General features: G+C 50.4%; 1 protein-coding gene. It reads right to left on the reverse strand.

The window, feature by feature from the left end; genetic code table 11:
• Positions 1–18 precede the first annotated feature (18 nt).
• Positions 19–13686 carry a T9SS type B sorting domain-containing protein gene (locus tag QU605_RS00180; protein WP_289723236.1) on the reverse strand — a complete coding sequence of 4556 codons (13668 nt, stop codon included), beginning with the start codon at positions 13684–13686 and terminating at the stop codon, positions 19–21.
• Positions 13687–13693 lie beyond the last annotated feature (7 nt).

The following is a 13693-nucleotide window of genomic DNA, read 5'->3' on the forward strand; positions in this document are numbered from 1 at the left end:
GCAATATGATTTAATTCTTTAGCGATAGAGAGTAAAATGTCCTACAAACTCCCGGGGGTCATTCTCCCCATTGAGTTGCATGGTATACCAGTAATCCCCCGTGGGCAATTCCTTTCCGTTGTAGTTTCCATCCCACCCCTGATAATTGTAAGAAATTTCGTCTACCACTCTACCATAACGATCATAAATTTTGATTAGTATTTGCGGGAAGCCTTCAATGTTTTCCGGAATCCAGAAATCATTCATGCCGTCCCCATCTGGCGTAAAGAAATTCGGGATTTCAATGTCAATAAACTCCATGAATATTTGCGCCTCTACCATACATCCGCTCTGGTCGATTACCATAACGGTATAAGTTCCGGTTTCGTTTATGTAATACGTATTATCACTTCCATTATCGGCCCCGTTGAAGTAGAAGGTATACTCAGGAACGCCTCCGGTTGCAATAGCGGTTATTTCATTCAGGTTACGCTGCTCCAGGATAAGCTCCAGGGGCTCATACGCCTCGATCTCGAAGTCAATGGTCAGCACACAACCATTGGTGTGGGAAATGGCCAGATAATGCGGCCCGGGGGCGATGTTTACAAAATCCGGATCGAGTTGCATGTCGGCCGGGTCTGTAGAGTCCAGGGCGTACATTACCTCATCAGAGACTGATGGGTCTTCCAGCAGCACTTCTAAACGATTCTCCGGAAGCGCTTCTGTACACTCATAAATTGGTGTTACAACAGCGTTCAGGTTGACTCCTTCTCCAATTTCCACAATGGTATTGGTTTCACACCCCTGCGCATCGAGAACAAAAATCACATAGGTGCCAGAGGCAAGCCCGCTGAATGATGTTTGTCCCAGAACGTAGTCTGCAGGATTATTCGAGTTAAAGGCGGTGCTGTATGGAGCTGTTCCTCCGGAAATTGTGAGTTCAACAGATCCATCTTCGCTACCAGAGCAAAGCTCGGGTAAGGTAGTTGCGCTAACCACAACAGGTTCAGGAGCCGCGATCGTAAACTCAAAGGTTATAAAGCATCCATTCTCGTCCTGGGCTATTACGTCGTATACGCCTGCTTCCAAATCGAAGAATTGATTTGTGGTATCGAACTGGTTTAAATTTGGACTGATCGCGTAGAGAATCTCTCCTGTTCCTCCGGAAACCTCCACAGTAATGGTTCCGTTATCCTCTCCCGAACAAGTAACATTAGTAAACTCCTCACGGTCAATCTGCAATGGCGCTGGTTCGGTTATTATGATTTCGTCAGAAACCACTTCACAATCGAGGCTGGTAGCACGTATCCAGTAGCTTCCCTGAGGCAGCCCGGAAAAATCACCTGTATTCTGAGGACCAGCCAGCAAAGCAGTCAGGGCGCTGTCGCCATAGAGCTCATATTGATAATTCCCAAGTCCGCCCGTAGCCACAGCAACCATCATGGCCGTGGATTCGCCCGCACAATTTATGGTGGCAGCGCTTTGGTCAATATCCAGTACCATAGGAGGAATGGGCTCAACGCTTACCTGGTTCGATATTGAGGCTTCACACCCGTTAGAATCACTTACGTAGTACTGATAGATTCCATCGGATACACTAAACGTGTGGGAGTTCCCACCGGACATTGCAAAGTATGTAATCCCGTCTGTACTGTATTGGTAGGGTCCGTTTCCTCCTGAAGCCGTCAGCAATAGTTCAGCGTTGCCCGTACAGGTCATCTGAACTGTCTGAATAAGTGTACTCATTACATCTGTCGGCTCAGAAATAACTACTTGAGCGGTTTCAACGGCACACGCCCACCCGTCTGTAACTGTGATGCTGTAGATTCCGGCCCCAAGGTTCATAAAATCTTGGCTGGGCTGGGTGCCCGAGGTGAAAACAATGGTGCTCCCAGAGGCGTCGTACACATTTAATTGATAGGAATAACTGCCTTCTCCCCCACTCACATTAATAGCGGAAACGATAGCGTTTTCATCTCCATAACACGCAAGTGTTGTAGGAGTTGCAGTGATGTCTGCAGTTATCGGCAAAGGCTCCGAAAGTACGATGGCATCGTTGACAACACACCCCTCTGAGTCGGTCACCTGCACGGTAAATGATCCGGCAGACAGGCCTGTAAAAACATTGGAAATCACATCGTTGGCGCTGTATGTGTCGCCCGTTGTCGTATTGACAAGGACGATATCGTACGGGGCGTAACCCCCATCTGCCGAAACGAGAATTTCACCCTGGTCATTGGTACAGGTTACATTCGCAACTTCCGTAACCGCCGCCGCAAGCGCCATATCTGGTGATACAATGGTAAATACATTCGAATCTTCCTGGCAGAAAGGCGCATCTGTCTGGAGAATCCGGACAAAGTAATTTCCTCCGGAAAGACCTGTCACTGTGAACGGGTTGGTGGACGTGGAGTTGTTACCGGTGATTCCGGTGGCAACTCCTGCATCGGTATACACCTCAAAGGAATAAGCGCCACTATACCCGCTAATGTCCAGGGAAACCGCTCCATTCGAGTCTCCGAAACAGATTACAGGACTAGCCGGAGTAGCCGTTACCGAGATGAGATCAAAAGGAGCAATATTATACGGTGCAGTATCGAAATAGCAGCCTGTAGAAGTATCCGTCACACGGAATACGTAGTTTCCGGGTGCCGAAAGTTCAAACACCGCAGAGGTATTGGTCGGTGTCGCCGTCAGTATTCCATTCGGGTTTCCGAGGGGTAACAACTCAAACGTATAGGTGTTGGCCGGATTCCCATTATCGACTACCGATATCAGGACTTCTTCCGGATTGAGGCAACTAATCGCTATATTCTGAGAAACACCAGCATCAAATGTGTTCAGAGGATCTATAGTCAGCGTAGTGCTGGCCAGACAGTTATTGGCGTCTCTGACAAACACGTCAATGCTTTGAGCGAATCCGTTATCCACTACATCAAAAGTATTGCCGCTCTGATAATTCACTCCGTCTATACTATATAGGTACGGCGCTGTTCCGGCCCCCCCAGGCACAATGGCCGTGATGGTAGCTGTGTTAACGGTGTTGTCGGGAGCACATGCAAAAGCGGTTGCTGTGGCGGTTATGGAAAGCGGAGCAGGCTCTGTAATATCAATATTCTGGGTAAGGCTGCAATTCAGGCCTGAGATCGCCTCGACAACGTAGGTTCCTGCTGAAAGACCATCAAACAGGGGGTCTGCCTGTGGACCCGAAATAGGCACACCGCCCTGATATAATATGTAGGTATAGGGAGGATTGTCATTTACCCCTGGAGCGGTAGGAGTCAGGTTTACTCTTACACTTCCATCGCTTCCGCCGTTACAGCTTACATTCACTATAGTGGCGGGATCCAGGGTGACCGGGGTCGGGTTGTCCAGAGCTATTTCTAGCGTGCTCAAACACACCGGATTTGTGTCCAGGTCGGTTACCGTGAAATTGTATGTCCCCGCCTGGTCTAGCCCTGTGAAAATGCCGTCATTATTAGTGTCAGTGGTGATGCCGTCGGGATAAACAACAGTGAATTCCAGGTTTGAAGAACCACCGGCCACATTGACAGTGATTTCCCCTTCCGGGCTGGCAGTACAATCAAGGGGTTTTACTACTGTACCTGTAAGGGTAATTGGCTCGTACAGGGTTTCTGGGCCTACCACTGTGGTACATGACCACTGGTCAGAGATACGGATTTCATAAGTTCCTGTGCCAAGGCCGCTAAAAATCGGGCTGGCCTGAGGCGGTCCGAAATCGGACCCATTCAGGATGAGCTGATAGGTATAGTTACCGCCCTGTCCGCCGGCAGTGCCGACGACTTCGATTTCTCCCTCGAAGCTGGTACAGTTTTCCTGATTAACTTGCATTGTGGCAGTTATCGGATCCGGATCGGTCAGGATGATGTTGTCCTGGATCAGTTGCTCACACCCTTCCTGATCGACCACCCATGCCTGGTATGTGCCGGCTGAAAGGTTCTCAAACCTCGCACTGGTCGGGTTATAGTCCCCAGGTGACGAAGGAGCGCTGGTTCCGATATAATAGGAGTATCCACCCCATCCACCCTGGACGTTGTAGATCTCAATAATGCCGTCATTGCCCAGACAGGTGATGTCGGTCACAAGAACATTAGCCGTAATGGCCGCGTCCGGACCGGCAATATTGAAGCGTGTTGAATTGACGCATTCGGGAGCGTTGGTTTGTGACACTTCTGCCCTGTACTCTCCTGCAAAAAGGGCGATTGGAGGCGTAGGTCCATTGGATGGACTGAGCCCCGAGTCTACCAATATGTCGTCGGCGGTATTTAAAGGTGTCCCGTTCACATCGTAGATCACCCAGTCGAAAGGCCCGGAATACGTTGCATCCACAAGCTCAAGGGTAACTTGCCCGCTCTGTGTGCCTAAACATACTGCGTTTTGCACTACATCGGCCACCACGTCAAAGGTGTTTGGATCTAACAGGGTTTCGATCACAGACAAGGAGCAGCCCGTGTCTATATGGCGGGCCAGAAAAGTGTACGTTCCTGCATCAAGGCCACTGAAAACGTTGGATACCTGGTAGGTTGCGCCATTGTCTATGCTGTATTGGAAACGCGTAAGGTCACCCAGCGTGGAAGTAATCGTAAGGGTGATTTCCCCGTCGCTTCCCGGCACACAAGTCAGCAGGTTTGTAATGGCAGCCGAAAGGTCTTGGAGTTCATCGTACGGAGGGATTACCGCAGCAGAGGTTCCAACACATCCGTTGGTGTCATAAACATACACGAGATAACTTCCTCCTGCAGGATTAGACTCGGTATACACCCAGGTATTACCTGACTGCACGACCACATCATCAGCCGTGGAGGGAGTGCCCTGATCGTTCACAAATTCAATGATGGGATAAATGCCGCTGCCGCCTGTTACTGAAGCCATATCCACAGAAATGGAGGCATTCTCGGGATTGTTCCCGGTAACGCATCCAAAAGGAATGACAGTTGGGGCCGGAACAGCTATGGCCAAGGGCTCTCCAATGACGATGCCCGGGAGTATAAACGGACAATTATTGGTGCCAGTCCCTGTAATGTCGTAAGTCCCAGCGGGAAGATTTTCAAAAGTATTTGTGGCAGCATTGAAGGTTCCTACGGACGGACTGATACTGAAGGTAATCGGAGTGACACCGTTATCCACGGGATAAAGGGTGATGCTTCCATCAGATGCACCGAAACAACTTACATCCTGGTGGGTTTCCGTAAACTCAGGCAATACAGCCGGAGGCACTTCAACATCGAAGGAGCCAAGACAGTTGGGAACAGAGGTTCCGGCATCATAAACAGTAATGGTATAAGTGCCGGCAGCACTGGCCAAATCCCAGACAAACGAGAGGGAAGGCAGGTTGGTTCGAACCTGAGACACCGGCCCGCTGATCTCATACTCATAATTCCCCGAGCCGGAGGTAACCTCTATCGTAATTTCTGCATTATTCGCGGGTGCGGGCTCACAGTCCAGTAAGGCCGAAAGGAATGCGTTAAATTGCAGAGGGGGTTGGATGTCGATGGACTGTGTGTCGATACAGCCATTTACATCCCGAACTGAAAAAGCCTGTCCGGGCCCTGAGCTCAGTCCGCTTGCCGTGTACTGACCGCTGACGTCAAAGGTGATATTCTGATACGCGCTCCCATTCACACTAAGCTGGTATGGGCCTACCCCAGGGTTTGTAAGGGAGATAAGCACTTCGAAATTTCCTTCAGAAACACACTCGTCAACAATAGCCAAAGAAACTACAGGTGACGGGTCAAGAATAACCGTAACCGGGTCGTTCTGAATACATCCATTGGCGTCTTTCACGTAAACAATGTAGTCCCCTGCCTCCACGTTAGCTATGGTTGCGCTGGTCCAACCGGCGGAAGAAGCTGTTGGGGCCGGATCGGTATCCGGCAGATACTGGAATTCATACGGAGGGGTCCCAAATTGGGCTATTGCCGTAATCACCCCGGCATTCGGGGCACAATTGTCGTTTTGAGGAGAATCCGCAGTAACCGCCAGCAAATTCGTAGACTGGCTGATCGTAAACTCAGGGGTTGCAATGGAACATCCGTTGAACGCGCCTCCTACTTCTGTCAGTAGCACATAATAGATTCCCTGGTCCAGCGGCCCGAGGCTTGGAATTGTCACCGGTCCGGCTGGGGGATTTACCGAAACACTTCCCGAAATGGCTGGGGTAAGCGGGTCATTGGATTGGAAATTATATACTTCATACTGTACTTGGGTAGCCCCGGCATCGAAATTGGCGATATCAAAAGTAATGCTACCATCTGCAGCTCCCGTACAGGTGATATTTCTCGGCAGCATGGAGCTGACGGTCATATTGGACGGACTGTTGATCGGGGTGTCTGCTGTTTCGAAATAGTAACAATCTGTGGTGAGATCATGAACCACGAATGTGTAGGTGATCCCGGGGATAAGACCTGTAAAGGTGGCGGTGTCCCCTCCCGCAGTATCTGCTAACTGGTAGGCGCTGGAATAGGGAGACGAATAAGTTTCCAGGATAGCGAATTCATAGTTTCCGCTGCCCACAACGGAAGATACAGTCACAATAGCGGTTCCACCTACCGAACAGTCTGCGGTAAGTGAAGACACATCGATATCGAGATCGTCCGGTGGGGATGCGATAATATTCGTAGTCAGTACGGAACACCCGCTGGCATCCACTACATCCACCTCATAAATTCCAAATTCCAAAATGGCAAAAGTATGGTCTTCACCTCCGGAGGTAGTGTTATACTGAGCCGAATATCCGTTGTTGCCCGTGAGGGAGTAGGTGTATTCCGGGGTTCCTCCGCTGAGGTTTTCCACTGTAATGGATCCAGGGTTTGTTCCTGTCAAAGAACTACAAGTAATCGGCTGTAAATTAATGTTGTAAGAGATCGCATTAGGCTGGATAATGCTCACCGGGAAAGGGAGAGAAACACAGCCCTTGCTATCGGTGATCGTCACTTCATAATCGCCTGCCGGCAGGCCGGAGGTCTGGGTCCCGTAATCTGTGGAAGTGTTGGTTTCGAAAACATTTATGGTATATGGGGGCAGCCCGACACTTGTGTCTATCACGATGTCCAGGGAACCTGTAAGGTCTCCGAAACAAAGGATGTCGGCGGGTGTTACAGAGGTGATCACCGGTGTGTCGGCGGGTGTTACCACCACAGGGTTGGTCAGGGCGGTACAGGCTGTGGGTGCAGACGTATCCGTAATCAGAAAAACATAGGTTCCTGCGGAATTGGTCGTAAAAGTACTTCCTGTAAAACCAGTGCTCGCAAATGTAGCTCCTCCATTGTCCGACCATTGGTAGGAATAGGTTCCGGAGCCTCCTGTCGCTGAAATGTCAATCGTTGCCGGAGCAATACAGGTCAGGTCTGCCGTCAGGAGGGCTGAGGCCCGAAGCTCGGGGTTGATGGTGATAGTTTGGGGAACACCCACACACCCATAGCCATCGCGCACATTGATGTCGTAGGTTCCGGCCGAAAGGTTTTCAAATGTGTAAAATGCGTCCGCAGATGGGGTGGGCGAGATCCAGGGCCCTCCATTGATGTTAAACTGGTAGCTTCCATTACCGGATGTCGCGGTAACCAGAATACTGGCGTCGTTGTTTCCGCTGTAGCAGACAGTCGGCGCCACGGTAAAGGCGATAACCTCCGGAGGGATTATTGTGATTGTATTATTCGCAGCATCTTCACAACCATTGGCATCCCGGACTCTTATGTTATAATCCCCTGCGGTAACCGCGCTGAACACCGGAGCGTTCTGGTACGGGGCAATAATACCGCCCAGGGAATCCTCCAGCTGGTATTGGTATGCTGGGGTGCCACCAGTCGCACTGGCCGTAATGGTGGCGCCTGTATTGGTACAGGTCGCTTCCTGAGTCACTACCGCACTGGCATCGACCGGGGTAGGTTCGGTAAGGGTTACATTGAGTGTAACGGTACAACTTGGGTCCAGTACATCCCGCACTTCAAGGGTGTAGGCGTTTGCAGGCAGGCCACTCAGTGTGATCGGGCTGCTGGTTTGGGGTGCGGAGAATCCGCCTCCGTTCACCTGGTATTCAAACCCATTGACCAGGTCGAAATTTTCTACTTCAAAAATGATCTCACCAGAAGCATCCCCATTACAAAGGAGGTTGGTCTGGCTGAGGACTGCAGCCTCGAACGCCAGTCCGGCCTCCACGATAACCGTGGTATCCACGGTACAATCACTACCGTAGTTCACGGAAATGGTGTGATTTCCAGGAGTAACGCCCGTAAAGCTATTGGAGGCCTGGAAAGCCCCTCCGTCCAGAGAATAGGTGTAGGAGGGATCAGATGGGGAGACCGTGATATCGCCGGTTCCACTGCAATTGTAAGAAATATTTGTGCTTAAAGCAGGTTCTGTGGGCAGTGGATCAATGATCATTGCCGGGAGGCTGAGCACACAACCGATTGCATTGGCGTCCCGCACCTCGACAATGTAGGCGCCCTCGGCAAGGCCCGTAAAGACAAATCCACCAGGGGTTGCGGCGCTCCACGAGCTTCCGCTGAGTCGGTATTGATAGGATCCCGAACCTCCGCTTGTGGGCGTGATGCTTCCTACGGTGATTTCACCAAGTTGCAGACAGGTGTATTGCTGGGTAACGGCAGCTTCCGCAGCCAGTGCGGCAGGCTCCGTAAGGGCGATAAGGTCAGTGGCCTCGCAGCCTTCGGCATCCTGTACCCGAATATTGTATGTCCCGGCAGGCAGGTTGACGAAATCCGACCCCGTTTGGTAGGTAGCGCCGTCATCAATACTAAAGAGATATGGGGCGTTTCCGCCAGAGGCAACAATCGAGAGGGCACCTGTAGTGTCGCCAAAGCAAAGAATATCAGTTGCTGTTGGGGTAATTACCAGGGGCGGGTCCTGTGTGATCAACAGGTCTACACTTGCTTCACAGAAATCCGCACCTCCATTATTGTCGCGCACATAGACGTCATAGTCGCCTGCGCCATTGACTGCAATGATATTGGAAGCTCCAAAATCCCCGGCAACCGGGCTCGTCCCGTCTGCCACAACTGCGAAGACAAAATTGCCATCACCTCCACCGGCCGAAATGACCACATTGGTATCCGTGGCACAGGCCGTGATGGGGTCTGCCGTTGCAGTCAGGCTTAGCTCAGGATCTATGGTAATCACGGCGGAATCAACGCAATTATTCCCGTCGCTAACGTCTACGGCATAGGTTCCAGGGCCGAGGCCACTGAACACATTGGCAGTACCATATGCTCCGCCATTCAGGCGATACAGGTAGTTTCCATCTCCTCCGGAGGTTACGTTTGCCGTAAGGGTTAGACCCGTAGCGTCATCGTAACAGATGTCATTGGCGGAGAGATCGAGGACCGGAGGTATTGCCGGCAAGAGGTCTATAGTGGCTGGTGCGACGCATCCATTAGCGTCTGTCACTTCCGCGTTGTAGGTTCCGTCAAGGGAGAGTCCGGTGAAAACCCCAGAACTGTTGGTTTGGGTACTGGCATCCGGAAGGGTAAGCGTATAAGTATAGCCCCCCCAGCCATCATTGGCTGTCAGGGTAATACTTCCACCAGCCGTACAACTGGGCTGAGTGGCACTTAAAGTCAGAGTCAGGGCCGCGACAGGGGCCTCAATGATTATGGAAGCCGTGTCCGAACAATTGGTATCCGTATCCGTTACGGTAATATCATAGGTTCCTGCGGTCAGGCTGGTCAGGTCAATGGAGGTGTTTGTTTCGCCGGTTCCGGAAAAAGTTGTAGGCCCGGCAATGCTGTAATCGTAAGAATTGCTGAATCCACCCACATTAAACCGAGCCTCCCCGTCTGCTCCGGCTATGCAACTGACATTACTCACTAATGTCCCGGAAACCTGAATGGGGACAACAGGGGCTATTGTGTAATTTTCCTGGTAAACACATCCGTTTGCATCAGTAACCTGGAAGGTATAGGTGTCGGGAGCGAGATTATCAAAGGTTGCGCTATTGCCTGAGGTGCTGGAGGCTACCTGACCTCCGGGAGCAATGATCTCAAAAGAAAACGGCGCTTCCCCACCGGTAACAGTAGTTGTTATATCAGACACCAGGGCCGGACAGGTCGGGTTTGTGGCCGTAAATGCCAGATCACTTGGAGGAACAACCGGATCGATGGTCAATGGAGGCGCAACCGTAGCACACCCACTGGCATCCCTTACCGTAATGGTGTAGGTGCCGGGTGCGAGCCCTGAAAATGTCTCTGCCCCTGCCCCGCTTACAAAATTGACACCATCAATGCTAAATTCATATGGAGCAGTTCCACCTGTAACGTTTTGTGCTTCGATGATCCCATCCTGAATACAACTGTAATCCTGCAGGATGTTTGCGTCAAAAGTTAACGCATTAGCAGGCCCTGAAATAGAGTAGTATTCGAAGTATTCGCAAGAAGCACTCCCTTTTCGGAAATTCAGGCGAACCGTGTAATCCCCTTGTGGTAATCCTGTAAACACCCCCGAGGTGTTTGTGTCAATCTCAACCCCGCTCTCGTCTATCAGGAAATAAGTTAGCTGGTATCCGTTTCGATCAATGACATTAAACTGAATGGTTCCGCTGGAATCTCCAAAACACTGCTCATCAATGACTGTAGTAGGGGCAAATTCTACCGGCGGCTCAAAATAGATTACAACCGGGTTCGAAAGGTCAAAACAGTTGTTGCGGTCTACGACTACAAAAGTGTAGGTTCCCGGATCCCAGACATCAAAAATCACACTGGTCTGAAACTCGGAAGCCGGAATATCCGTTGGAGAGGGATAAGAGATTTGCGTCACCCCGGACTCATCGACAAACTCATAAATGGCATAGCTCACAGGGGGTTTTCCTCCAGAGTAATCCATGAGGATGTTTCCTTCCTTGCAAGTAATATTCTGTGAAACACGAGCGGTTACCTCCAGATCGGAGGAATCGAGGATTTCGATCTGGTCGTTAAAGAGGCACCCGTCATCCGTCCTTACGTTTATATCGTAAACGCCGGCGCCAAGGTTTTCAAAGGTGTAATTGTTATCGGTGGAGGGCCCAAAAGTGTCTATTGGACTGCCTCCCTGAGAAACTTCATAATAGTACTGGGGGTTCACATCCAGAACAGATACAGAGATTTCTCCAAGAGTGTTACAACTCGCATCGCTTGCTGCGAGATCAACCTGGAAATTTCGCTGGCGAACCCCGATGTCTTCAATCCGGAACACACATCCGTCTACAACACCTGACTGGCGGAATTCGACGGTATAAGCTCCGTTTGAAGCGATATCAAAACTCGGCCCATTCCCTGCGGAATACGGAACTAGGACGCTGCCGTTGGTGGCATCCAGCAACTGGAATTCGTAATTGGCCGGGATGTTGGTAACGGTAATATTCCCAGGGGTATTACAAACAATGTCGGTTACTGTATGTTGTGGATCTAAAAGGTTTTGAAAGACATCAAAATAGAACCTTGTGAAGCAACCATTTTGGTAGTTGATCACGACCCGGTATTTACCGGCACTTGAAGCCAGAAAATCAAAGCCAGAGTCTACAGTGTTCCAGGTACAGGCTGAATTTTTATTTGCACAGTCATCCCCGGCATCCATACAGCTGGTTTCATCCAGTCGCTCCCAGACAATGCTGGTTGCATCAGGGATATTGATCTCGATCAATTCGCTATCGTTTACCCCACAAAGGAAAACTTTGGGAAGGGGCTCCCCGTCATTTGGACAGATTACAATTTCCCCCTCAACCGTGTTTGTAGGGTCATTTATAAGATCAGCGATTGGATTGGTCTGGGTGACACCTGGCAATACAACGGTGATAATCTCCTGAAAACCTTTACAGGGGTCAGCCACAATCTTATCGACAATATAAATTCCTACATCTGTCACCCTCAAAGTACCTGGGTCACCGTCAGGATCCCCGTCGTTAAGGAGGGTATCTCCGCCATCGATCAGGCCATCCCCGTTGTTGTCGGCATACCAGATATAGTCATCAAAACCGGTTCCTGCTATAAGAAGAACATCATTACCGCAAAGCTCTACGGTCCGGTTGAAGTCGCAGGCGGCCAGGTCGTCTAATAGGAAATTGGTGGCACCCGGTGTAGCGAATCCGCAATTGTCAAAATCCGAAACACTGGGGTCATCCGTGATTTCGGCGCTGTTCAGGAAGCCCCGATATGTGGAATACGCCTGGTTTTGAATTTCGTCTGAACAGGCATTTACAAAATCAAAGCAATTTTCTGCAACGCGCACACGCATCCGAATATCATAAGCAGGGTCATTTTCTTCAACCAGGTTATCCGGAATGCTGAACGTCACCTCTCTCAGGACTGGGTCATAAGTATAGGTCACCCCGGCAGGCAGGTTCATGCTGCTCTCGTCCAGGGTCACATTTAAGGGTAGTACATCCCGAATGCTGTAGCCTGTGGCATCGTCATTCCCAATATTCTGGAAGGACAGGACATATTCAATGGTCTGTCCCAGATTTACGCCAAGTCCTGTGATATCGTTTCCGGCGATGTCTTCCACACGCTTTTCAAGCGCGATGTCCGGCTCGATGATTTCGACCATAAAAGTGGCCAGAAAAGAACCATATCCGTCTCCTGATGAGGTAAACTGAAGTGTTGCCCCCGTTTCATCATTGGGAAGTATGGAATTGAAAGGGTTATCCAGATTAAAGACATCCAGATCAAGCCCAAGAGTGTTGGTTCCGAATGGAGTCCGGGCAGGAACCTCGGCCCCATTGGTGGTAATGGTAGAGTTAAAGAAGTTATTCGCGGGGTTAAGCCCTGTGGTAAGGTCCGTGAACCCGGCAACGGAGTTTGCCCGAATCCGGAAGCGGTCATTTGTAATTCTTCTGTCTCCTTCCAATGCGGCAACCCCGATCCGTGCGCGTACCGGAAATCCGGGAGGGAGGGTTCGAAAGCCATTGATGTTTACATCTACGGCAGGCACACTTCCCTGAACTCCCGCGTATCCATCAAAGGTTGAGATAAATTTTCCGGTCTCATTTGGATTTTCATAGATGATGACCAGCACCCATCCTGCGGAACTGGAACCTCGTCTTCTGCCCTTTGTGGCCCGAATATTTGCCACGGTGTATTCCCCATTTGGATCGGCCAGTCCCTGTACGAGGGTGGTAACGTTTTTATAACAGATAATCGGGGAATCCTTAAAGGAATTGTTGATGTTTACCGGGTCGTACCCGTCAAAAATAATATCGTCTTCTTCACCCGCAGGATCTGGATTGTTGTCTGCGACCAGGTCTACATACGACCCTCCGGGCACCCTGAATTTTATTTCATTCCAGTCCTCAAACCGTGGTGTTCCATCGAACGCTGCAGATCCATTGGTGCTCCGCTCATTGGGGTAGGTAGAAGCCCAGTAAAGGCCTGCATATCGGACCAGGGAGCAATTCGCATCAGGTACGGACAGCTCCGCGCTACTCGAACTAAAGGTAGAGGGGTCCCCATCGATGTCGATATACTCCATCCACAGGGAATTGTTATTCTCTGTGCCATTGTAGGGGGTATTCGCCTGTGTGGGATTGGATTCTGACGCACGGTTCAAAATGTTGTTCCCCACAAAAAGGATATCTCCCCTGATCTCAACATTTCCTCCGTTTAGGCGGGGGGTAAAGGGAACTGCCTCCTGAGCCGATAGGGAGAAAAACCCGAAAAGGCACAAAAACGCAAAAAGGACTCTATTTGAAGTATAAGTATGTCTCAATGGTGTA

This window comes from Robiginitalea aurantiaca (assembly GCF_030380815.1).
Taxonomy (GTDB): Bacteria; Bacteroidota; Bacteroidia; order Flavobacteriales; family Flavobacteriaceae; genus Robiginitalea; species Robiginitalea aurantiaca.